We start from the raw sequence: 21,119 nt of genomic DNA, 5'->3' as shown, positions 1-21,119 counted from the left end.
GCGCAACTTAACGCGATGTTTACCATGTCGCGCCAGAACACCCTTGTATTAACCATCAAGGGGCAAACGCAGCCATGGACAGCTTGCGTGGACATTTCGACACCAACAGCACCGGCCTTTCGCCGGCTGACGCCTATGATCCGTCCGCCGAGGACGAGATCGAGCGTGAGGTGCCGCCGTCCCCCATCGGGCAGGACGAGCGCCGGATGCAGGTCCGCGCCTATAATCACTGGGCCGGCCTGCTGGCCGACCGCAGCTTCCCCTCGATCGAAGATCTCGAACCGGAAAACCTGCCTGATTTCGGCCCCTATAGCGTACTCCTCGATTTTACCGCCGGGGTAGAAGACCCGGGCATCCCGTATCTGGGTGCGGAACTGGCACGCGAATGCGGCACCGATGACAGCATCGAAACGTTGAGCGACGTGCCCAGCCGCAGCCTGTTGAGCCGGATCACGGATCATTACATGCAGATCCTGGCCAATCAGGCCCCGATCGGTTTCGAAGCGGAGTTCGTGAACCAGCGCGGCGCGACCATTCTTTATCGCGGTATTCTGCTGCCCTTCTCCAGCGACGACGACACTATCGATTTCATCTATGGCGTCATCAACTGGAAGGAGATGGCCGACCAGCTGACGAGCGACGCGCTGCTGCTGGAAATCGACCAGGCGCTGGAAACCGCAGATGCACCGCTGACAAGCGATGCCCCTCTTCCCGACGAACCGGAAGCCGACGACGACCAAAACGAGGAAGCGCAGGATGTTTTACCCGACCCCGTCCTGCGCTCCTCCGACCCGGTCACAGACTGGGCCGACGTTCCCAGGGACACGGCCCTGGACGACGCGGCAGCCAGCGATGCGGTGGCGGATGATGCGGCAGACGATACGGCAGACGGGGGGGAACCGGACGACGAAAGCGCTTTGCCGCGACCATCCTTCGGCAGTCTGGAATCCATCGCATCGGACAGCGGCGCAGATGCTGCTATCGAGGAAGACGATTACGACGACGAATATGGTGAAGACGGCAGCGATGGTACGGACGATGACGCCATCGCCTTCATCCCGCGCGGCATGCTCGATGTAGTCCGCCGGCAGACCAAGACGCCCGCTTTGCCGCCGCTCGATCTGAGTGAACTGGAAGCGCCGCTGGACGAAAGCTGGGACCAGCCGGAACCGGATTTCGATCCGCAATATTCGGTCGATGCGATCACACCGCCTGCAGCGGATTTTGCAGCAGAGGCGGAAGGCGAAACGGACACCGCAGACGCACCGCTGCCCCTTGCCGATTGCCTTGCCGCTGCCCGCGACCTCGCCCAGGCTGCGCGCAGTTGCGAAGATCGCAGCCGCAACGCGCTGTATGATGCCGTGGGCCGTGCCTACGATGTCAGCCTTGCCGCGCAGGCCGAACCGGAAGCCTATGACGAGCTTGTCAGCGAAAACGGGCTGACGGTGCAGGAACGCGCCCCGATGACTCCGGTGGTCAAGCTGGTCTTCGGCACAGATTACGACAAGACCCGGCTGACCGAATACGCGGCCGTCCTGACCCATGCCCACCGCATCGGCATCGAACGCGGGCATCTGTCACACTTCCTCGCCAATGCGGAAGGCGGCCTGAAAGGGGTGGTTACAGAGGAACGCCGCCTGCGCCGCGAGGCCAATGCGGCAGGTGAAAAGGCCGACGGCCCGCGCGAGAAACTGGCGCGGAAGCTGCGCGCGATCCCACCCCAAAGCTTCGATGACATTGCCCATGATGGCGAGGAATTCGCGCTGGTCATGATCCGCCGCACACCCGAAGGCGAAATCGTGATGCTGGGCGAAATCGAGGACGATGCCGCGCTGGTCGAACGCGCCGCGCGTAAATTGACAGGCTGAAACTACCCGCGCCTGCCATAGGTATCGCGAAGCGCGGGACTATACGGACTCGCCCCGCCGCGCTAGCCGTGGCGGCCATGGACATCATTCACGGCCCGCCCATCCGCATCCAACCCTATTTCGGTTATCGAAGTCGCCACCGGCTGGTGCTGGCAGCGCGCGCATTGCGATCCGGTAAGCCGGTTTTCGGCGCGGCCAATGGGGGCAGGCAGGCCGGTGGCCGCATCCAGGCACTGCGCACCATGATAACCCAGTTCGCCAGCCGCGAGCAGCCCGATCTGCCGGTGCGGCTGGAAATCAAATCTCCTGCGGGCACTACGCATACCCATGATGCCGTCACCGATAGCGAAGGCTTCGTCCGGTTCGATATCGCCCTGGGCGAGCTGGATGGCAGCAATATGGAGGAGGGTTGGGATCTGCCGGCGGATCCTGCGTGGGAAACTGCCAGCCTGCACTGGGAAAACCGCAAGGGTCCGCAATGCGTGCATGCGCATATGCTGGTCCCGGGTAGCAACACCACGATCGCAGTCGTGTCCGACATCGACGATACGATCATCGAAACCGGCATTACCGGCGGGTTTCGCCAATTCCTGCGCAACTGGCGCCGTGTGCTCGCCCAACTACCGGAGGAACGGATCGCGGTGCCCGGCTCCGATGCGTTCTACAACGTGCTGGGCGGGGGCGAGGTGCTGCGCGAGGCAGACGAGGTCGGCGCTCGCGTCGCTGCCAGCCACCGGCCGTTCTTCTATGTTTCGTCCAGCCCGTGGAACCTGTTTTCCTATCTCGTCCAGTTCCAGCGTCACAACAAGCTACCGCTCGGCCCGTTGATGCTGCGCGACTGGGGCCTCAACCGTGCGACGTTCGGCAGTTCCAGCCACGGCGCGCACAAGGCTGGCGCCATTGCGGACATTCTTGAAACCTATCCCGACATCAAATTCGCGCTGATCGGCGACGATACGCAGGGCGACCTGACAGCTTATGCCAAAGTAGTTGCCGCCGCGCCCGAACGGATCGCGGCGGTCTTCATCCGCACTGCCGGCGAGGCGATGACGCCCGAAGAACTGGCTGCCAAAGCCGCCATCGAGGATACCGGCGTCCATCTGTGGCTTGGCGATGATTACGCCACGGGGCACGCCTTTCTGGAAGATATCGGCCTTGCAGGCGATGGCGAAGCGGAGAATATCGTCGAAACGGTGGAGCAGGTGGCGGCATCCGGTGAAGCGGCGGACGCATTGAGCACAAGGAGTTCGTGATGGCGGGGAAGCGAAAGATGGGTTGCTGGATGTGGGCGCTGGTCGCGCTGATCGTGCTGGGTGTGCTGGCATTCGCCGCGTGGCAGTGGTCGATCCGCAACCATTCGATCGAAACGCTGGACCGGATCGACAGCTTCTGGACATCCGACGATGCAAGTGCTGCCGAAACTGTGAAATATGGGACGCATGAAAGCCAGCGACTGATGGTGTTCACACCCGCCGACGCAGAACCGTCGCGGCAACTGCCGGTGATCGTCTGGCTGCATGGCGGCGGATGGCGTTCCGGTAGTCCGGAAGGATACGCCTACATCGCCCGCAATCTCGCGCCCGAAGGGTTCGTTGTGGTCAATGCTGGGTACCGGCTCGGCCCGGACGGCAAATTTCCCGCCATGCTGGAAGACGGCGCGGCAACCGTCCGCTGGGTCACGGACAATATCGCGGATTATGGCGGCGATCCCGGACGTATATACCTGATGGGACATTCCGCCGGCGCCTATAACGCCGCCATGCTGGGGCTGGACCGGCAATGGCTTGGGCGCGAAGGGCTGCCCGAAGACACGATCGACGGCGTGGTCGGCCTGTCCGGCCCGTACGATTTCTATCCCTTCGACAAGGATACGTCCAAACAGGCCTTCGGCGACGCACCGCGCCCCGAAGCGACCCAGCCCGTCAACTTCGCGCGCGGCGACGCCCCGCCCATGCTGCTGCTAACGGGTGACGAGGATACGGTGGTGCGCCCGCGCAATTCGGTTGCCCTGGCGAAGGCGCTGACGGATGCCGGCGCGGCGACCGATCCGGTTATCGTGGCCGGTATGAACCATGCCGCCGTCGTGATGGCCCTGTCGCGCCCGTTCAACGGCGAAGGGACGGTGCGCAAGGCCGTGCTGGACTTCCTGCGCGAACGCGAACGGGCGCTCGATGCGGCCCCTCGAACTGGCACGCCTTCAGTCGCGGTTCAGGGCGAAACCGGCTAGCATTACCGCCATGCGCGTACCTCACATCGATTTCGCCCGTTCGGCTGCTGCAAAGCTGGTGGCTGCCGCCGCGCTTTTGGCAATGGCTGCCCAGCCCGCTTCTGCACAAAGCGTGCTGCGCGATGCGGAAACCGAAAAGCTGTTGGACGATATGGCCGCGCCGCTGGTGGAGGCCGCCGGGCTGGCCCCCGGTAATGTTGACATCGTCCTCATAAACGATCCATCGATCAACGCCTTCGTGGCGGGCGGGCAGGCGGTCTATATCCATAGCGGGCTGATCGACAAGGCGGACACCGCCAACGAAGTGCAGGGCGTGATCGCGCACGAACTTGGCCACATCACCGGCGGGCATATCGTCCGCTACGGCGAGGGGGTCGGCCAGGCGACCAAGATTACCGTGCTTTCCATGCTGCTGGGTGCGGTTGCCGCTGCCGCCGGGGCCGCCGATGCGGGTATGGCCGCGATGATGGCGGGCCAGCGCGCTGCGATAGGGCGCTTCCTCGCCTTCAGCAGGGTACAGGAATCCAGTGCCGACGCGGCGGGCAGCGAGTATCTTTCCAAGGCCGGGATTTCCGGGCGCGGCTCGATCGAATTCTTCAAGAAGCTGCAGAACCAGGAATTCCGCTATGGCTTCTCGCAGGACGACGAAGCTGCGTTTACCCGCACCCACCCGCTTTCCGGCGACCGGATCTCGACCCTGCGCGAAACCTACATCGCCGATCCGGCATGGGATGCGCCCGACGATCCTGAATTGCAGGCCCGCTTCGAACGGGTGAAGGCCAAGCTCTACGGCTATATCCATACGCCCGCCCGCGTGTTGCAGCGCTACCCCGAAACCGTCCAGACCACACCCGCCCGCTATGCCCGCGCCTATGCCCATCACAACAACGCCATGATCGACAAGGCGCTGGTGGAAACAGAAGCGCTGATGGCGACCGACCCCGACGACCCATATTTTCTGGAACTGAAGGGTCAGGTGATGCTGGAATCGGGCAAGCCGGATCAGGCGCTGGAGCCGCTGCGCCGCTCGACCGAACTCAGCAATTCCGACCCCCTGATCGCCTCCATGTTCGGCCACGCGCTGATCGCGACCGAGGACAAGGACAATTTCGCGGAAGCCGAGCAGGTCCTGCGCAATGCGGTGGCGCGCGACCGCCGCAATCCTTTCGCCTGGTACCAGCTGGGCGTGGTCTATGCTGCGCGGGGCGACATGCCGCGCGCGCGCCTCGCCAGCGCGGAACAGCAGGTGATGAGCGGGGAATACGCCCGCGCGCTCCGCAGTGCGCAGGCGGCAGAGGCAGGCCTGCCGGAATATACGCCCGACTGGCTGCGAGCGCAGGATATCCGGCTACAAGCGACGGCCGAGCTGGAGCGTGACGACAACCGGCGCGGCCGGCGCTGAGCGTTAGCGAGAACCGGCCCGCGACGATGTCCCTCCGCTCGATTATACTGACCGTCCTGCTGGCGCTTGCCGGCGGTTTTGCCGGTGCCGCCATCTGGCAAATGTCGGGGCTGGCCGATGCGAATACGCGCGCATATCTGCTCGAAAACCCCGAATTGCTGCCCGAAATGGCCGCCGCTTACGAAGCGCGCGAGAAGGAGAAGCGGCTGGTCGAAGTGGCGGGCAAGGTGTCCGCCCCGTTCCCCGGCATGGTGCTGGGCAATCCGGAAGGCTCCGTCACGCTGGTCGAGTTCACCGATTACCAATGCGGGTATTGCCGCCAGTCGCGCGCCGATGTGGCGGCGCTGATTGCGGATAACCCGGATTTGCGCGTGGTCGTGCGGGAATGGCCGGTGTTCGAAGGCAGTGAAGCGGCCGCGCGCATGGCTCTCGCCGCAGCCAAGCAGAACAAGTTCGCAGCCTTCCACGAGGCGATGTTTGCCGCCGGACGCGTTTCACCCGGCAGCATCGATGCGGCAGCGCGGCAAGCCGGCCTCGACATGGACCGCGCACGCGTGACCGCCGCATCGGACGAGGTCACCCGCGAAATCGCTGAAACCATGACCTTGGCGGAACGGCTGGGCTTCACCGGCACGCCCAGCTGGGTGGCCGGAAACCGCATCGTGGAAGGGGCCGTGGGCAAGGACCGACTGGCCGAAGCGCTTGCCAATCCCGCACCTGAACCTTCCGGCGCGTGACGCGTGCGTAAGGTGCGTATGACGACCACAACTCTCGGACGTCCTGTTGCCGTCATGGCTGCAATGCTGGCCATTGGCGCCACCGCGCCGGCGATTGCGCAGGAGGTGACGGGAACGCGGCAAACTCCCTTGGTCATTACCAGCGCCAGCAATGACGCTCCCACGCGAGAGGAAAGCAATTACCGCCGCTCCATCGCGAAGATGCAGTCGCAAAATGCAGCATTGCAAACGTTCGGCTACCGACTGGCGAAAGCCAATGCGCCATTTTGCAGCCGTGCAATCACTTCCATCGGGATACTGCTGCACGATCGCGCCGCCTACGACCGGCCCGATATTGCCAGGCGTATGTTCCATGCCGCCAGCGATATCGGCGTGCAGGCAGTGGCAGGCGGTTCCGCCGCCGCGCGTGCATCGATACCGGTAAACGCCGCGATATTGGCGGTCGACGGCGTGCCCCCGCCCGAACCGCAAACCCCGCTATGGCGCAGGCTGACGGCGATGCATGATGCGATCGACGCGTCGCTGATGGCAGATGGCAGTGTCGCCATCACCTGGACCACCGATACGGGCGCATCCGGCGCAAGCATCACTACGCTGACCGGGGATCCGGTGTGCCGGACCCGCTTCGAAATCCATCCTAAAACGGACCGCGCCAGCGCCGATGGCGAGCGCGTGATCTTCGGCACGGAATTTGCCGGTTTCGACTACGCACCGCATGAGTTTGCCGCCGCCATCGCGCATGAGCTGGCGCACAATATCCTGGCCCATAGGGCGCGGCTCAACGCCACCGAACGCACGAGCGCGGCCATTCGGGTGACCGAGCGCGAGGCCGATTTGCTCAGCCCGTGGCTGCTGGCGAATGCCGGTTATCCGCCCCGCGCTGCCGAAGCCTTTATGCGCCGCTGGGGGCCTGATCATGGCGGCGGACTGTTCCGCAAGCGCACGCATGACAGCTGGCAGGACCGGGCTGCAGCGATTGGCCGGGAAATGGCTCTCATTGAAAGCGCGCAGGCGGGACAGCCGGACGGAACGAAGCTCGACTGGCGCCTGCAATTACCCCGGATTCGCGCAGCTGCCGCTAGACTTTAAGGTGTCACTCCGCGGCTACCGACATGGCCGCAGGTAGCGGTTTTGCCATGACCCGGCGCACCATCGGTTCGAAGAACTCCAGCGGCTCGCTGTCATAGTCGGGATCGAACGCGGCCTGATCGTATTTCTCGCAGAACTCCGCGCAGGCATCGAAATAGGGCGAACCGCGAAACTCGTCGCGGGCATCCTTGTCCATTCCGATATAATGCCAGAAATAATACCCCTGGAACGCGCCATGATGCTGGCAGATCCAGTGCAGTTCCTCGCTGACGAAGGGCTTGATGATTGCGGCGGCGACGTCGGGGTGATTGTAGCTTCCCAGCGTGTCGCCAATGTCATGCAGCAACGCCATCACCACGTAATCCTCGCCCCGCCCGTCACGGTGTGCGCGGGTGGCGGTTTGCAGCGAATGTTCCAGCCGGTGAACCGGAAAGCCGCCGAAATCGCCGTCGAGTATCTTGAGGTGGGTCAGCACACGGTCCGGCAGGCCCTTCGCAAAGGCCCGATACTGCCCGCCGATCACAGCCCAGTCCTGCGCCGTTCCGTCCTTCATCTCGCGGAACTTCGCCCGTTCGGCAGCGCCGTGCGCAATATCCTGATCAACGTCCATGCGAGAGTCTCCTATAGGGCAGGTTGTACAAAATACCGCATCGTGCACCGGATGGCAAAAGGGCCTGCCGCAGACGCCTGAAATCGGCTATGACGGGTGCCATGGCCGTGCTGCCCTTCGAACCCACACCCTTTTTCGCCAACAAGAACCGCGCGTTCTGGAACCTGCAATTCGCCGGTTGGGGCGGGGCCTTCCTGCTGCGCGTCATGTCGGCGCTGGCCGGCAATCAGGACCTGTCTTTCGTACTGATCGTAATGATCGCCACAATCACCGGCTTTTCCATCAGCACAGCGCTTTCGGTTGTCTATCAGGATCTGCTCAATCGCAGGCCGATCGTCACCTGGTCGGTCACCGCGCTGGCGCTGGCGATCGGGGTGATGCTGTTCGCGTTCATCGATAGCTGGGTCAGCACGCTGTATTTCCCTGACAGTTCATCGTCGATCGTGCGGCGCGCGATGGGGTATATCTTCATCGACCTGATCCTGCTTGGCGCATGGTCGGCGCTGTATTATGCCATTAATTTCTTCATCCAGGTGGAAGAACACGCCGATCAGATGGAGCGGTTGCAGGCACGGGCGACCGGCGCGCAACTGGCCATGCTGCGGTATCAGCTGAACCCGCATTTCCTGTTCAACACGCTGAATTCCATCAGTACGCTGGTGCTGCTGAAACAGACCGCACCCGCCAACGCCATGCTGACGCGGCTGTCCAGTTTCCTGCGCCACACGCTGATTACCGAACCGGGCGCCAACGTTACGCTGGCACAGGAAGTGGCCACGCTGAAACTGTATCTCGATATCGAGCGGATGCGGTTCGAAGATCGGTTGCGCACCGGATTTGAAATCAGCGACCAGGCAGCCAAGGCCTGCCTCCCCTCCATGCTGCTGCAACCGCTGGTGGAAAATGCGATCAAATACGCGGTTTCCCCGCAGGAGGAAGGCGCGCGGATCACCGTTACCGCCCGGGTAAGCGCGCGTTCAGGCTGGGACCCTTCTATCGAACAGGAGACGCTTCGCATCGAAGTGTCCGATACCGGCCCGGGCATGCGTCCCACTCCTGGAAGTGGCCAGCGCCTGCCCGATGCCGTCACCGGGTTCGACCGCCGCCAGTCCACCGGCGTCGGCCTGACCAACATACGGGACCGCCTGGCGCAGGCCTATAGCGACCGGCACCTGTTCGAAATACGCAACCCGGCCGAAGGAGGGTTTACCGTGATTATCGAGATACCTTTCACTCCTGCCCCCACAGAGGACACCGGTACAAGCGACGGTAATAGCAGCATCAGCGAAAGCAGGACCGATGCACCCGGTCTGTTGCCCGCCTTTTCCGGTGCCAATCCGCCGGGTCCAAACCTGCCTGCCAGATCATACTCGAAACCTGCCGCCCCCACCGGCGACACCAACCTGCGTCAGAAGCCAGATATCGGAACTTCATCATGACCATCCGCACCATCCTCGTCGACGATGAGAAGCTTGCCATCCAGGGCCTGCAACTGCGCCTGGAACCCTTCGAGGATGTCGAGATCATCGACACCTGCTCCAACGGGCGCGAGGCGATCCGCAAGATCAAGACCGAGAAACCCGATCTGGTTTTCCTCGACATCCAGATGCCCGGCTTCGACGGGTTTTCGGTCGTGAAAGGCGTGATGGAAATCGAACCTCCGCTGTTCGTTTTCGTTACCGCTTTCCAGGAACACGCCATCCGCGCGTTCGAGGCCAATGCGGTAAATTACCTGATGAAGCCGGTAGACGAGGACAAGCTGGCCGACACGATCGAGCGTGTGCGCGTGCGGCTGGCTGAAAAGCGCAGCACCGAAGACGCGGAAAAGCTCATCCACGTGCTGCAGGAAGTCGCGCCGGATGCAGCGGAAGAATTTGCCGAAGGTGACGGCACGTCGGAAACCAGCGACCGTTTCGAAAAGCTCATCAACATCAAGGATCGCGGCCAGATCTTTCGCGTGGAAACCGATTCGATCGAACATATCGAGGCGGCTGGCGATTACATGTGCATCTATACCGGCGACAATTCGCTGATCCTTCGCGAAACGATGAAGGATCTGGAGCGCCGCCTGGACCCACGCACATTCCAGCGCGTCCACCGCTCCACCATCGTCAATCTGAACCAGGTCCGGCAGGTAAAGCCGCACACCAACGGCGAATGCTTCCTGGTGCTGGAATCCGGTGCCGAGGTAAAAGTCAGCCGCAGCTACCGCGACGTGGTCGCCCGGTTCGTGCATTAGGTTTTCGTGCACACCCATCCGGGTGTGCGGCTTCCTCGCTTTCACGGACTACGTCCGCTTCGCTGCGGGCGGCCCGGTGGGCCTATGGATTGCCGTGAATAGTTGGTCTGGCCTCAGGCGCCGGCGGTCGCGTCCGCTCCCTTAGGCTATCCTCGCTTCGCTGCGGGCGGCCCTTTGGGCCTATGACTGCTGTGACCAGGGACCGGGTGCTACGCCGCTAACTCAGTACAAGTTCGGTCCGCGACCAGCGGACCGCAAGGCCGAACGGCCGCCCGAGCTTATGCGAGGTAGCAAGGAACCTGTATGGGTTCCGCCCGCAGGGCTAAAACAAAAAACCTCATCGCTTGAGGCTGAACAAAAAACTCTCCATGAACACGCACCATGACCACGTTCACTCTCCCCGGTTTCGACCTCGACAGCTTTGTGCGCGATACGCTGGCGGAGGATCTGGGTGAGGGGCTTTCCGGTGGGGGGCGGGATGTTACGTCGCAAAGCGTCATTCCCGCCGACGCCATGTTCGCAGGTGTGATGGACAGCCGCGATCCGATTTCGGTGGCCGGATTGCCGATCGCCGCTGCATTCTTCCGCTCGCTCGATCCCGACATGGAGATCGACATATTGGCCGAGGAGGGCGCGCAGGTGCCTGCCGGAACCGACCTGATGCGTCTGTCGGGCAATGCCCGCGCTATGTTGACGGCGGAACGCAGCGCATTGAACACGGTGCAGCACCTTTCCGGCATCGCCACCATGGTGCGCATGTATGTCGACCGGATGGCCAACCCCGATTGCACGCTGCTCGACACGCGCAAGACCATTCCCGGCCTGCGCATGCTCGAGAAATACGCGGTGCGTATGGGCGGCGGCAGCAATCATCGCATGGGCCTGTGGGATGCCGCCATGATCAAGGACAATCACGTGCTCGTGGCGGGCGATGTCGGCGAAGCGGTACGGCGGGCGCGCGCGGCGGGTGTCGACACGATCATCTGCGAGGTGGACCGGCTGGACCAGATCGAACCCGCGCTGGAGGCTGGCGCGACCCGGCTGCTGCTCGACAATATGGAGCCCGATACCCTGCGCCAAGCCGTAGCGCTGGTGGCGGGCCGGGTGCCGACCGAGGCGTCCGGCGGCATTACCCTCGACACGATCGCCGCGAAGGCCGCGACGGGCGTCGATTACGTATCCGTGGGCCGGTTGACTCAGAGCGCGCCCGCCGCCGATATCGGGCTCGACTTCACGCCTGCATGACCTGCATGACGCGCCCGCGCGCCTTTCTGCCGGTTGCCGTCACCGCCGTCATCGCGGCCTTCCCGGCGCCAGCGATCGCGCAGGCCCATCAGTGCCGCGCGGCGCAGCGCGTTTCTGTCCCCACGGTACGGGTCGACGGTCCGCGCCGCACTATGCCCACCACCGGCTACACGCTGGCATTGAGCTGGTCGCCGGAGTTCTGCAAATCGCGCGAGGGGCAGGCGCGCCACGCCGCGCAGTGTTCGGGCAAAAATGGCCGCTTCGGACTGATCGTGCACGGGCTGTGGCCGCAAGGTCGCGGTGGGTGGCCGCAATGGTGCCCGACCCGCAGCCGGGTTTCGCCGGCCGAGGCGGCTCGCAATATGTGTATGATGCCCGGCGCGCGCCTGCAGGCGCGGCAATGGGTCAAGCACGGGTCCTGCATGACGCGCCGCCCACGGACCTATTTCAAGGTGACGCGCATCTTGTGGAACAGCCTGCGCATCCCCGAACTCGATCGATTGTCGCGGCAGGAGGGCCTGAGCGCAGGCGATATCCGGACCGCGTTTGCATCCGCCAACAAAGGCTGGCCGGCCCGCGCCATCGGTATCAAGCTGAACGGCCGCGGCTGGCTGCAGGAGTTGCGGCTCTGCTATTCCAGGCGCTTCCGGCCGGAACCCTGCGACGCACGGCGGCTGGGTCCTGCGGATCGCGCCAAGGTGAAAATCTGGCGCGGTATGTAAGGCAAAGCCGTGCAGCGATCAGCGCCGCGCCTTGAAGAAAGTACGTAGCAGGTCTGCCGCTTCCGCCTCCCGCATTCCACTATAGATTTCGGGCCGGTGAAGGCATTCGGGCCGATCGAACAGACGCGGTCCGTGGATCACGGCCCCGCCCTTGGGATCGGGAGCGGCAAAATAAAGCCGGGTGATGCGGGCGTGCATAATGGCGCCTGCACACATCGGGCATGGCTCCAGTGTTACCCACAGGTCGCAATCGGTCAGCCGTTCCTGGCCGAGCCTTCCGGCAGCGGCTCGCATAGCAATGATTTCGGCATGGGCAGTCGGGTCATGGCGCGCGCGCGGACTGTTCGCGCCCTCCCCGACGATGGTATTCCGGTGGACCACCACGGCCCCGACCGGCACCTCCCCCTGCTCCGCCGCACCCTGCGCGAGGGTCAGCGCCCGTTGCATGAACGGTGCAGGAAATGAGGGCGTGGAACCGGACGACAATGGCTGTTCGGCCTTCGCCGTCCGGTTCGCCTGACTGCTTACTCGGTCTCGCCGGTAACCGGCTCGCCTTCGGCATCGTCGGCGGGTTCTACGTCGACGTCGAGCGTCGGCATTTCCATGTTCGTATCGACGTCTACATCGGGTGCGCTAACGTCGTATTCGGGCAGGTTGCCGCCTTCTACGTCAACTTCGGGCATGTCGCCCTCTTCCGTCTGATCCACATCGCAGGCGGACAGCATGAATGCGGCGGTGCCGAGAACGGCGAAAGCAAAAGTCTTTTTCATATTTGCGCTCCTATGGGTGCGGGCTTGGTGCTATAGCTGTCTGCCTGCCTTTGCAACGCGCCTGTTGCATGTTGACGATTCGCGGCAGCACAGCTAAGCGCCCCGCTTCCCGGACACCCGGCACCTGTTTGGCCGGTAACCCATTTTTTGAACGAGATTGATGATGTCGCGCATTTGCGAACTGACCGGCAAGGGTCGCCTGACCGGCAACAATGTAAGCCACGCCAAGAACCGCACCAAGCGCGTGTTCCTGCCGAACCTTCAGAACGTGACGCTGCTGTCCGAAAAGCTGGAGCGCGGCTTCAAGTTCCGCGTGTCCACGCATGGCCTGCGCTCCGTCGAGCATAATGGCGGGCTGGATAACTGGCTGCTCAAGACCAAGGACGAGAAGCTGTCCAAGAACGCGCAGAAGGTGAAGCGCGATCTGAAGAAAGCTGCCAAAGCCGAGCCCAAGACAGCAGAAGCCGCCTGAGCTTATTCCGCCCGGCCCATCGCGGGTCTGGCCGGTCTGTTTATCGAAAAGCGCGCGGGAGCGATCCTGGCGCGCTTTTTCGTGCGCGTCGTAGATCTGGGGCGCTATTGCTTTCGCGCGGCGGGCGGGCGCGGATTGATGCGCGGCCGCGCCGGTGGTTCGATGCTCAGCCACTCCATCCGGTAGAGCAGCGTGCGCTGGAACTCGCCGCCATTGTCGTCCGAGATCATCCAGAGGATCGGACGGTCGCCGGGCGCCGGTTCGGGCGACAGGGCCAGCCCTTCGAAATTGTCGGTCGGCAAAGGCGGATCGAATCGCGCGACAACCTGCCCACGCCATGCCTTCCCCGCCTCGATCTCTGTCGGATCGGCCAGCACCAGCGCGGTGGCGAAGCGCGGTGGCAGGCCCCAATCGACCCGCCTTACCAGCACGAGTACTGGCCCATCGGGCAGCTGCTCGGCATCGACCGGGCGATATCCGGTTGGCGGAGTGAAGGTGAATTCTATCGGCGCCCCTGCTGCTGCCCCGTCGGTCGCCACTGGATCGCCGGCAAACAGCAGTGCCGGATGGCCAGTTTCACCGTCGGGCACGCCTTCTGAAATGGCGAGGAAGCGCCCGTCTGCCAGCCTGACCAGCGATTCGGCGCCGGAATTGGCGGACCATCCGCGCATCGCTTCAGGTCGCACCGCCTTTCGGCTGCCCAGCGCTGCGTCACGCCGTTCCAGCGTATTGCTATCCTCGTACCCGCCCCAAATCGTCCCGCTTGCCGGATCGCGCGTCAGGGATTCCAGATCGACGGTGTGCTTGTCCTGCTGCGGGCCGCCCGCATAATATCCCATGGCCAGCATCCGGCCTGTGCGTCCGGCTTCCGGCCCCGGCGCGGTCAGGCGCAGGAAGCGCCCCCGATCGCTGCCTGCCAGCAAGGTCGTATCGTCCAGTGCGACCAGCGCGGAATAGCCGCCGAAATGGTCGTTTTCGCTGCGCAATTGCCAGATGCCGGAAACTTCCACGGCTCCGATCCGGCGGCGCTCCAGATCGAGCGCGATCATGTCCATCCCGGCAGTGAAGTTGCTGGGCGGTTTGGGGGTACGCACGAATGTCCCGGGCGCAAGGCCGAGGGCAATCATGCCCACCAGCAACCAGCGCTTCATCCCGCTCATCCGGACCCGCCGCATGGCGAGGTGGCTAAGTCGGACCGACGAACAGGAGGGGATCGAGGCGGGTGTTCTGCCACTTGATGCCCCAGTGCAGATGCGGACCGGTCGCGCGCCCGGTCGAACCGATATTACCGATATATTGCCCCTGGCGCACTGTGTCGCCTTCGCTCACGGCAAGCCTGGACGCGTGCAGGAACGCACTGTTGAGCCCCATGCCATGGTCTATGATCAGCAGATATCCTTCCAGGCTGAACGGCCGTGTGGTGGCAAGTGTGACCACACCATCCGCTGGGGACACGAACGGGGTTCCGCTCTCGCCGGTCGCGATGTCGAGGCCGGAGTGGTAGCTTCCCGGCTCACCGCGATAAATCCGCTGGGAACCGAAGCGTCCCGAGATACGCCCTTTTACCGGCCACACGAAATCCTGTTGCCAGCCATCCGAATCGGCATTCACCCGCCGCGCTGCGCCGATCTGCGCCAGTTCCGGGCGGCGGCGTTCCATGAAGGATGCACTGGCACCGCCCGCCCGACGCGCCACATTTACCCGCTCGATATTCCAGTCACGCGGACTGACGGCGACGGAGCTGGAAATGATGCGGCCATCGGACAGTTGCGCCGTCAGCACCGCCTCCGTCCCGGCATCGCGGTCGAAAGCCGCAAAAAACCGTCCGTCGTCCGACAATGACAGAGCCTGATCGCCCAGCCGCGCGGACGTGGTGCCGGCCGGAACCTGCCCGCGAATCCAGCCGCCCTGCGTCAGTGCGCCATCATACAGGAATGTCGTTGGACCTACCGGCTCAGGTGCGGGAACCGGTGCGGGCGGCAGATCGACCTTGACCGGCTGCACCGTCTCGGTCGCGGTGGTATTCACCGCAACGCTGGTATTTTCGCCAGCCGCAGCGCCTCTTTCGATCCCTGCGCCATTACAACTGCCCAAGGTCAGGCCGATTGCGGCACCGAGCGCGGCTTTCGGAAGGAAGTTATGCGCCCGCACCGCCATCACGCCTCGCCCAGAAGGCGGCGGGTGGCGTTTTCGGGCGTGGCATAGGCCTCCTGCCGTTCCACGCACCAATAGCGCAATTCCTCCAGCGGAATGGCCGCCCCGCTGACCGCGCAGGCGACGAACGCCCCGCTGCGCATCACGCGGAAGCCGTTGGGGCCGTATTGCAGTTTCGCTTCGGATTTACCGGAATTCATCAACATAGGCGGCTATATAGGCGTTCAGCCGCCGCCGAACAAATCATCTTGTCGTCCCTGTGTGTCAGCGGCACTTTTTGGCGGGCGTTTGCGGGGCCTTGCGGACCGAGATGTGGGAACGCTGGGTTTGGGGGCGCGTGGCTTGCCTTCCGGTGTGGCGGCCAAATTGCCGTCGCGAAATTGCAGGACCAGCGCCGCTTCCTTCGCTGCCATAGCCTGTGTGGTGAGCGCCTTGCCGTTTGCGCTGCGCACGATCGCATAGCCGCGTTCGAGCGGGCGTTCGGGGTGCAGCGACAGCATCAGGCGCGCCGTCGCTTCCAGCCGCCGGGTGCGTTCCGCCAGCGGCGTTTGCACCAGTGCCGCGCGAAAGCCAGCGCCTGCCAGCCGCAATGCCGCCCGCTCGCCGCGCGAACGCAGCGCACCGCGCGACAATCGCACGCGGTCCGCCTGCAATGCTTCGCGCGCCTTGCCGGCCCGGTCCTTGAGGCCCTGCCGCAGCCGCCCGGCAAGATCATCGAGCCGTTGGGATTGCGGCTGCAACACCGCCTCTATCCGCGGCATTCGCTGGATGCGCTGCTCCAGCCGCTCGCGGCCCATTGCAACCGGGCGCAGCGCGCTTCGCTGCTGGCGGGCGGCATAATCGGCCAAGGTTGCGGAGAGTTCCGCCCGCACCGGCACCGCGATCTCTGCCGCCGCAGTCGGCGTGGGCGCGCGCCGGTCGGCGGCGAAATCTGCCAGCGTGGTGTCGGTTTCATGTCCGACCGCGCTGATGACGGGGATCGAACAATCGGCGATGGCGCGCACCACCGCTTCCTCGTTGAAGCCCCACAGATCCTCGATCGAACCGCCGCCGCGCGCCACAATCACCAAGTCGGGCCGAGGCACTTCGCCGCCGGGTGCGATGGCGTCGAACCCGCGTACCGCCTGGGCTACCTGCTCTGCTGCGCCCTGCCCCTGGACCAGCACCGGCCAGACAAGCACATGGCTGGGGAAGCGGTCGGCCAGCCGGTGCAATATGTCGCGGATCACCGCGCCGGTGGGCGATGTCACCACGCCGATGACCTGCGGCAGAAACGGCAAAGGCTGCTTGCGACCCTTGTCGAACAACCCCTCCGCCGCCAACCGGGCGCGGGTTTTCTCCAGCAGCGCCAGCAGCGCGCCTTCCCCCGCCAGTTCCACCGATTCCATCACGATCTGGTATTTGCTGCGGCCGGGATAGGTGGTGAGCTTGCCGCTGGCGATCACTTCCAGACCATCTTCGGGCACAAAGGCCAGCCGCTGCGCCGCGCCGCGCCACATCACCCCGTCGATCACCGCCTTGTCATCCTTGAGGCTGCAATAGAGATGGCCGGAAGCGGCGCGTTTCACGCCGGACAGCTCGCCGCGCAACCGGACGAAGCCGAACTGGTCCTCCACCGTGCGTTTCAGCCGCGTGGATATTTCCGACACGCTGACCGCTTCCGCGTTGTCGCCGCTACGCCCCTTCGCTACCAGCGAGGCGTTTTCATCTTCGGAATAGGGTGCGCCTGGCATGAATATCCTTCTGATCGGTTCGGGCGGGCGCGAACATGCGCTGGCGTGGAAGCTGGCGCAATCCAGTCTGCTGTCGTCGAGCCTGTTGTCGCACGCTCCCGGCAAATCCGACGATACGCTCTACGCCGCGCCGGGCAACCCCGGTATTGCCGACCATGCGCAGCTGGTGACGCTGGACGCTGCCGACCACTCCGCCGTGCTGGCCTTTTGCGAAGACCATGTGATCGGGCTGGTGGTGGTCGGGCCGGAGCAGCCGCTGGTGGCCGGCCTCGCCGATGATTTGCGGAAGTCCGGAGTGGCGGTGTTCGGCCCGTCCAAAGCCGCCGCGCAGCTGGAAGGCAGCAAGGCCTTTACCAAGCAACTATGCGAACGCGCGGGTATCCCCACCGCCGCCTATCGCGAAGTGGAAACCGTGGCGGATGGCAAGGCTGCGCTCGATGAAATGGGTGCCGCGCCTTATGTGCTGAAAGCGGACGGTCTGGCGGCGGGCAAGGGCGTGGTCATCGCCGAAACCCGCGCCGAGGCGGATGCCGCGCTTGCCGACATGCTGGGCGGCCAGTTCGGCAGTGCGGGCGCGCGCGTCGTGATCGAGGCGTTCATGGCGGGCGAGGAAGCCAGCTTCTTCGCGCTGACCGACGGCACCACCGTCATTCCCTTCGGCACGGCGCAGGATCACAAGCGCGTGGGCGATGGCGACACCGGCCCCAACACTGGCGGTATGGGCGCCTACAGCCCCGCCCCGGTCCTGACCGGCGCATTGCAAGCGGAAGTCATGCAGCGCATCGTCCAGCCGACCGTGGACGCATTGCGCGCCGAGGGTACGCCCTATTCCGGCGTGCTCTATGCCGGGCTTATGCTAACGGCGGACGGCCCGCAGCTCATCGAATATAATTGTCGTTTCGGCGATCCCGAATGCCAGGTGCTGATGATGCGGCTGGAAAGCGATCTGGGCGAAGCGATGCTGGCCTGCGCCAACGGAATGCTGGCGGAATTCGGCGAAGCGCGCTTCGCAGAGGATTTCGCACTGACAGTGGTGATGGCCGCAAAGGGCTACCCCGGAACGCCGGAAAAAGGCGGCGCAATCGTGCTGGGCCCGTTCGCTGATGGTGCGGCGGAAACCGGCGCGAAGGTGTTCCACGCGGGGACCACGATGGACGGCGCGGCATTGCGAGCCAGCGGCGGACGGGTGCTGAACGTCACCGCGACAGGCGCGACCGCGACCGAAGCGCAATCGGCAGCGTATGCCGAGGTGCAGTCAATCGATTTTCCGACCGGCTTCTACCGCACCGACATCGGCGGCCGGGAGGTAACGCGGGAGGTCAGTTCGCGGCGCGTCTAGACCGCGCCTCGCGAAACGTGACCAGCGTACGCTGTTCCTCGTCCCACAGCCCCAGCACAGTCGCCTTGAAGGTTTGGAGGGCCGTGAAGCGATTGAGATTGCGGATCTCGGGAAACGCGTTGAACACCTCGGTCAGGCGATAGAACGGAATCCGGCTGGCCAGATGGTGCACATTATGCACCCCGATATTCCCGGTGAACCACCGCAACGGTTGCGGCAGATCGAGGTGGGAACTTCCGAACAGGGCCGCCTCATGGAACGACCAGTCGGACGCCTTGTCCCAGTGCGCTTCTTCGAACTGGTGCTGGATATAGAACAGCCAGACGCCGGCAGACGCAGCAACCAGCAGCGGCGGCATTATCGCCCAAAGGGTCGTGGCAATTCCGAAGAAATACAAGGGGATGGCCAGTAACACGGCGGTCGCCAGATTTGTGGCAATCGCGCTTACCCAGTATTTCGATCCGTCCTTCATCAGGCCGAACGGCAACCGGTGACGCAAGAGAAACAGATAGGCGGGACCGACGCCGAACAGGACGATCGGATGGCGATATGCGCGATAGAACAGGCGCATGAAGAAACCCCGGGAAAGAAACTCTCCCACGGTCCAGGTATCGATGTCGCCAAAGCCCCGAGCATCCAGATTTCCCGTCGTCGCATGGTGCAGCGCATGCAAACGCTTCCAGCAATCATAAGGCGTGAAGGTGAGCGTCCCCAGCGCTCGTCCGATCCAGTCATTGGCGGACCGGGAACGAAGGAATGAGCCATGACCACAATCATGCTGGATGATAAACAGCCTGAGCAGCAGCAGCCCTGCGACAGGTGCCAGTGCGAGCGCGACATAATAGCCGGCATCGATCGCAAACATCATGGCGATGATCACACCGAAAAAGGGGACCAGCGTATTGCCGAGTTCCCACATACTTCGCCCCGTGCGGGGGGTTGCGAATTCCCTGAGATCGGCCGTGAGCTTGCGCGGATCCAGCGACATCGTGCCTGCGCGCGGCAGACCCCCTTGGTAAGGCGAATGACTGTTTTTCAAAATACCCAGTTCTCAATTTCAACAAGTGCGCGCCTGCGAGACCCACCCTCCAATGGCAGGAAAAACCAGATGCAGGACTACGCGGCAGGAGGAAGGCTGATTTGGTGCAATACTAGGGGGGCAGGTATTAATCAGCCATGTAGGACAATGCCCGTCTCCCATCCATCGGCAATCGTGCGGTCGGCGCGCGTTTTCCTACAGCCTTTCGCCATTCTATGACCCCTCATTATGCGCAAGACCCACCCCCGACGTTCGCCCCGCGTAGGAAATAATCTGTCGTGGGTATTCACGAATATTTGTTTTCCGGCGTTTGGCGTAACGTGCGATTATTCGCAGAATCTGGAGTGTTTCCAGTTTGTTGCGGTAGGTGACACGGTTTTAGTCCGTGTCGCTTGTGTCGCCCTCGATCCAGCGAGCGAGCTACGCATGGTTTTACCCCAGTTTGGCCTTTACCAGCGCTCTCAAATCGGCTTCCGCCCGCGCGCCATAGTGGCTGATGATTTCAGCAGCGGCGATGGCGCCCATGGTGAGGCTTTGGTCGAGACTGCGGCCTTCGATATGCCCGGCCAGGAACCCGGCAGCGAACAGATCGCCCGCGCCGGTCGTGTCGACGACCTTTGCCACGGGCTGCGCGTCCACTTCGGCGCGCACCCCGTCGGCGATGGCAACCGCGCCCTTCTCGCTCCGTGTGGCGACCAGCACGGGGACTTGCGGAGCCAGCTTTGCAAGGCCGGTATCGAAGTCGTCTTCGCCGGTCAGCGCAGCCAGCTCGGCCTCGTTGCAGAACAGGATGTCGATCTTGCCATCATCAAGCAGGGCACGAAAGTCGTCGCCATGACGGTCGATCACAAAGGTATCGGATGCGGTGAAGGCCACTTTCCGCCCGGCTTCGCGCGCCACGTCGATCGCCTGCAGCATCGCGGCGCGGGGCTCTTCGGGGTCCCACAGATATCCTTCCAGATACAGCACGCTGGACGCGCGAATGGCATCTTCGTCCAGCGCCTTGGCCGGCAGGAACTGGCTCGCGCCCAGGAACGTGTTCATCGTGCGCTCCCCATCGGGGGTGACGAAGATCAGGCACCTTGCGGTCGGCGGATCGCCCGCGCGCGCCGGCGTGGTGAAGCTGGTTCCGGCGGCGCGGATATCGTGCGCAAAAACCTCGCCCAGCTGATCGTCCGCAACCTGCCCGATGAACGCGCTTTTCAAGCCGAGCTCGGCACACCCAGCAAGCGTATTGGCAGCCGATCCACCCGACATTTCACGTCCCGGACCCATCGCCGCATACAGATCGCGGGCCTGATCCGTATCGATCAGGCTCATTCCGCCGCGCGCCATGCCAAGCTTTTCGATCAGCGCATCGTCGCACGGTGCGACCACATCCACGATGGCATTGCCGATGGCAATTACGTCGAAACGGGTGTCGGCGGGCTGGGAAGCGGTCATGCGGTACGTATCCTGCTGATCATGATAATC

21 protein-coding genes are annotated in these 21,119 nt (G+C 63.7%); 12 read left to right on the top strand and 9 right to left on the bottom strand.

Annotated features, from left to right (window positions below):
- Positions 1-74: 74 nt before the first annotated feature.
- The 6 genes from HME9302_RS12065 to HME9302_RS12040 all read left to right on the top strand — a co-directional run bounded on the left by HME9302_RS12065 (position 75) and on the right by HME9302_RS12040 (position 7,323).
- Entirely contained in the window at positions 75-1,868 is a 1,794-nt protein-coding gene (locus tag HME9302_RS12065) for a PAS domain-containing protein (RefSeq protein WP_115367218.1), read from the top strand.
- Positions 1,869-1,945: 77 nt separating this feature from the next.
- Complete coding sequence (locus HME9302_RS12060) at positions 1,946-3,121, top strand: App1 family protein (RefSeq protein ID WP_115367217.1); 1,176 nt, start codon at positions 1,946-1,948, stop codon at positions 3,119-3,121.
- Entirely contained in the window at positions 3,121-4,095 is a 975-nt protein-coding gene (locus tag HME9302_RS12055) for an alpha/beta hydrolase (protein WP_115367216.1), read from the top strand. The genes HME9302_RS12060 and HME9302_RS12055 overlap by 1 nt, the downstream gene beginning before the upstream one ends.
- 10 nt (positions 4,096-4,105) lie before the next feature.
- Complete coding sequence (locus tag HME9302_RS12050) at positions 4,106-5,497, top strand: M48 family metalloprotease (protein WP_115367215.1); 1,392 nt, start codon at positions 4,106-4,108, stop codon at positions 5,495-5,497.
- 26 nt (positions 5,498-5,523) lie between these two features.
- The gene (locus HME9302_RS12045) at positions 5,524-6,234 is read left to right on the top strand and encodes a DsbA family protein (RefSeq protein WP_115367214.1); all 711 of its coding nucleotides are present in this window, start codon (positions 5,524-5,526) and stop codon (positions 6,232-6,234) included.
- A gap of 18 nt (positions 6,235-6,252) precedes the next feature.
- Complete coding sequence (locus HME9302_RS12040; protein ID WP_147270821.1) at positions 6,253-7,323, top strand: M48 family metalloprotease; 1,071 nt, start codon at positions 6,253-6,255, stop codon at positions 7,321-7,323.
- Between the two features lie 4 nt (positions 7,324-7,327).
- On the opposite strand, the gene HME9302_RS12035 is transcribed toward HME9302_RS12040, so the two are convergent.
- Positions 7,328-7,933 (bottom strand): HD domain-containing protein, encoded by a 606-nt coding sequence (locus tag HME9302_RS12035; protein WP_115367212.1) that lies wholly within the window; start codon positions 7,931-7,933, stop codon positions 7,328-7,330.
- A gap of 101 nt (positions 7,934-8,034) precedes the next feature.
- On the opposite strand from HME9302_RS12035, the gene HME9302_RS12030 reads away from it, so the two are divergent.
- The 4 genes from HME9302_RS12030 to HME9302_RS12015 all read left to right on the top strand — a co-directional run bounded on the left by HME9302_RS12030 (position 8,035) and on the right by HME9302_RS12015 (position 12,139).
- Positions 8,035-9,372 carry a sensor histidine kinase gene (locus HME9302_RS12030; RefSeq protein ID WP_115367739.1) on the top strand — a complete coding sequence of 446 codons (1,338 nt, stop codon included), beginning with the start codon at positions 8,035-8,037 and terminating at the stop codon, positions 9,370-9,372.
- A complete protein-coding gene (locus HME9302_RS12025) occupies positions 9,369-10,172 on the top strand; it encodes a LytR/AlgR family response regulator transcription factor (RefSeq protein WP_115367211.1) in 804 nt (267 codons plus the stop codon). Before HME9302_RS12030 ends, HME9302_RS12025 begins: the two co-directional genes overlap by 4 nt.
- A gap of 381 nt (positions 10,173-10,553) precedes the next feature.
- Positions 10,554-11,417: a carboxylating nicotinate-nucleotide diphosphorylase gene (nadC, locus tag HME9302_RS12020; RefSeq protein ID WP_115367210.1), complete on the top strand. Its 864-nt coding sequence runs from the start codon at positions 10,554-10,556 to the stop codon at positions 11,415-11,417.
- Between the two features lie 5 nt (positions 11,418-11,422).
- Complete coding sequence (locus HME9302_RS12015) at positions 11,423-12,139, top strand: ribonuclease T2 family protein (protein ID WP_115367738.1); 717 nt, start codon at positions 11,423-11,425, stop codon at positions 12,137-12,139.
- 18 nt (positions 12,140-12,157) lie between these two features.
- Here HME9302_RS12015 and tadA read toward each other — a convergent pair whose 3' ends face one another.
- Both tadA and HME9302_RS12005 read right to left on the bottom strand, forming a co-directional pair.
- Positions 12,158-12,586: a tRNA adenosine(34) deaminase TadA gene (gene tadA / locus HME9302_RS12010; RefSeq protein WP_115367209.1), complete on the bottom strand. Its 429-nt coding sequence runs from the start codon at positions 12,584-12,586 to the stop codon at positions 12,158-12,160.
- Between the two features lie 77 nt (positions 12,587-12,663).
- Positions 12,664-12,909, bottom strand: coding sequence for a hypothetical protein (locus HME9302_RS12005; protein ID WP_115367208.1), 246 nt, complete (start codon positions 12,907-12,909; stop codon positions 12,664-12,666).
- 163 nt (positions 12,910-13,072) lie between these two features.
- Between HME9302_RS12005 and rpmB the strand changes: the two genes are divergently transcribed.
- Positions 13,073-13,381, top strand: a complete 309-nt coding sequence (gene rpmB, locus HME9302_RS12000; RefSeq protein ID WP_115367737.1) for a 50S ribosomal protein L28 — start codon at positions 13,073-13,075, stop codon at positions 13,379-13,381.
- 104 nt (positions 13,382-13,485) lie between these two features.
- On the opposite strand, the gene HME9302_RS11995 is transcribed toward rpmB, so the two are convergent.
- From HME9302_RS11995 to xseA, 4 genes are read right to left on the bottom strand one after another with little or no spacing between them, the layout of a single operon-like run.
- On the bottom strand, positions 13,486-14,532 hold the full coding sequence (locus HME9302_RS11995; RefSeq protein WP_181815764.1) for an esterase-like activity of phytase family protein: 1,047 nt from the start codon (positions 14,530-14,532) through the stop codon (positions 13,486-13,488).
- A gap of 34 nt (positions 14,533-14,566) precedes the next feature.
- Complete coding sequence (locus HME9302_RS11990; protein WP_115367206.1) at positions 14,567-15,538, bottom strand: M23 family metallopeptidase; 972 nt, start codon at positions 15,536-15,538, stop codon at positions 14,567-14,569.
- Positions 15,538-15,741, bottom strand: a complete 204-nt coding sequence (locus tag HME9302_RS11985) for a DUF2093 domain-containing protein (protein WP_115367205.1) — start codon at positions 15,739-15,741, stop codon at positions 15,538-15,540. The genes HME9302_RS11990 and HME9302_RS11985 overlap by 1 nt, the downstream gene beginning before the upstream one ends.
- An 18-nt stretch (positions 15,742-15,759) precedes the next feature.
- Positions 15,760-17,268, bottom strand: coding sequence for an exodeoxyribonuclease VII large subunit (xseA, locus tag HME9302_RS11980; RefSeq protein WP_115367204.1), 1,509 nt, complete (start codon positions 17,266-17,268; stop codon positions 15,760-15,762).
- Here xseA and purD point away from each other — a divergent pair.
- Complete coding sequence (purD, locus tag HME9302_RS11975) at positions 17,267-18,607, top strand: phosphoribosylamine--glycine ligase (protein ID WP_115367203.1); 1,341 nt, start codon at positions 17,267-17,269, stop codon at positions 18,605-18,607. The two genes, xseA and purD, sit on opposite strands and share 2 nt — an antisense overlap.
- On the opposite strand, the gene HME9302_RS11970 is transcribed toward purD, so the two are convergent.
- Together HME9302_RS11970 and HME9302_RS11965 are read right to left on the bottom strand one after the other, a co-directional pair.
- Entirely contained in the window at positions 18,588-19,526 is a 939-nt protein-coding gene (locus tag HME9302_RS11970) for a fatty acid desaturase (protein WP_230079996.1), read from the bottom strand. The two genes, purD and HME9302_RS11970, sit on opposite strands and share 20 nt — an antisense overlap.
- Positions 19,527-20,078: 552 nt before the next feature.
- The gene (locus HME9302_RS11965) at positions 20,079-21,089 is read right to left on the bottom strand and encodes an adenosine kinase (RefSeq protein ID WP_115367201.1); all 1,011 of its coding nucleotides are present in this window, start codon (positions 21,087-21,089) and stop codon (positions 20,079-20,081) included.
- Positions 21,090-21,119: the final 30 nt, after the last annotated feature.

The organism is Alteripontixanthobacter maritimus (assembly GCF_003340475.1).
In the GTDB taxonomy this organism is placed as follows: Bacteria; Pseudomonadota; Alphaproteobacteria; order Sphingomonadales; family Sphingomonadaceae; genus Alteripontixanthobacter; species Alteripontixanthobacter maritimus.
This window is presented reverse-complemented; position numbering and strand designations above follow the sequence as displayed.

Bases quoted from the DNA above. Each gene is read 5' to 3' on its own strand.
- HME9302_RS12065 (WP_115367218.1), top strand. From the start codon at position 75: ATGGACAGCTTGCGTGGACATTTCGACACCAACAGCACCGGCCTTTCG.
- HME9302_RS12060 (WP_115367217.1), top strand. From the start codon at position 1,946: ATGGACATCATTCACGGCCCGCCCATCCGCATCCAACCCTATTTCGGT.
- HME9302_RS12055 (WP_115367216.1), top strand. From the start codon at position 3,121: ATGGCGGGGAAGCGAAAGATGGGTTGCTGGATGTGGGCGCTGGTCGCG.
- HME9302_RS12050 (WP_115367215.1), top strand. From the start codon at position 4,106: ATGCGCGTACCTCACATCGATTTCGCCCGTTCGGCTGCTGCAAAGCTG.
- HME9302_RS12045 (WP_115367214.1), top strand. From the start codon at position 5,524: ATGTCCCTCCGCTCGATTATACTGACCGTCCTGCTGGCGCTTGCCGGC.
- HME9302_RS12040 (WP_147270821.1), top strand. From the start codon at position 6,253: ATGACGACCACAACTCTCGGACGTCCTGTTGCCGTCATGGCTGCAATG.
- HME9302_RS12035 (WP_115367212.1), bottom strand. From the start codon at position 7,933: ATGGACGTTGATCAGGATATTGCGCACGGCGCTGCCGAACGGGCGAAG.
- HME9302_RS12030 (WP_115367739.1), top strand. From the start codon at position 8,035: ATGGCCGTGCTGCCCTTCGAACCCACACCCTTTTTCGCCAACAAGAAC.
- HME9302_RS12025 (WP_115367211.1), top strand. From the start codon at position 9,369: ATGACCATCCGCACCATCCTCGTCGACGATGAGAAGCTTGCCATCCAG.
- nadC (WP_115367210.1), top strand. From the start codon at position 10,554: ATGACCACGTTCACTCTCCCCGGTTTCGACCTCGACAGCTTTGTGCGC.
- HME9302_RS12015 (WP_115367738.1), top strand. From the start codon at position 11,423: ATGACGCGCCCGCGCGCCTTTCTGCCGGTTGCCGTCACCGCCGTCATC.
- tadA (WP_115367209.1), bottom strand. From the start codon at position 12,586: ATGCAACGGGCGCTGACCCTCGCGCAGGGTGCGGCGGAGCAGGGGGAG.
- HME9302_RS12005 (WP_115367208.1), bottom strand. From the start codon at position 12,909: ATGAAAAAGACTTTTGCTTTCGCCGTTCTCGGCACCGCCGCATTCATG.
- rpmB (WP_115367737.1), top strand. From the start codon at position 13,073: ATGTCGCGCATTTGCGAACTGACCGGCAAGGGTCGCCTGACCGGCAAC.
- HME9302_RS11995 (WP_181815764.1), bottom strand. From the start codon at position 14,532: ATGAAGCGCTGGTTGCTGGTGGGCATGATTGCCCTCGGCCTTGCGCCC.
- HME9302_RS11990 (WP_115367206.1), bottom strand. From the start codon at position 15,538: ATGGCGGTGCGGGCGCATAACTTCCTTCCGAAAGCCGCGCTCGGTGCC.
- HME9302_RS11985 (WP_115367205.1), bottom strand. From the start codon at position 15,741: ATGTTGATGAATTCCGGTAAATCCGAAGCGAAACTGCAATACGGCCCC.
- purD (WP_115367203.1), top strand. From the start codon at position 17,267: ATGAATATCCTTCTGATCGGTTCGGGCGGGCGCGAACATGCGCTGGCG.
- xseA (WP_115367204.1), bottom strand. From the start codon at position 17,268: ATGCCAGGCGCACCCTATTCCGAAGATGAAAACGCCTCGCTGGTAGCG.
- HME9302_RS11970 (WP_230079996.1), bottom strand. From the start codon at position 19,526: ATGTGGGAACTCGGCAATACGCTGGTCCCCTTTTTCGGTGTGATCATC.
- HME9302_RS11965 (WP_115367201.1), bottom strand. From the start codon at position 21,089: ATGACCGCTTCCCAGCCCGCCGACACCCGTTTCGACGTAATTGCCATC.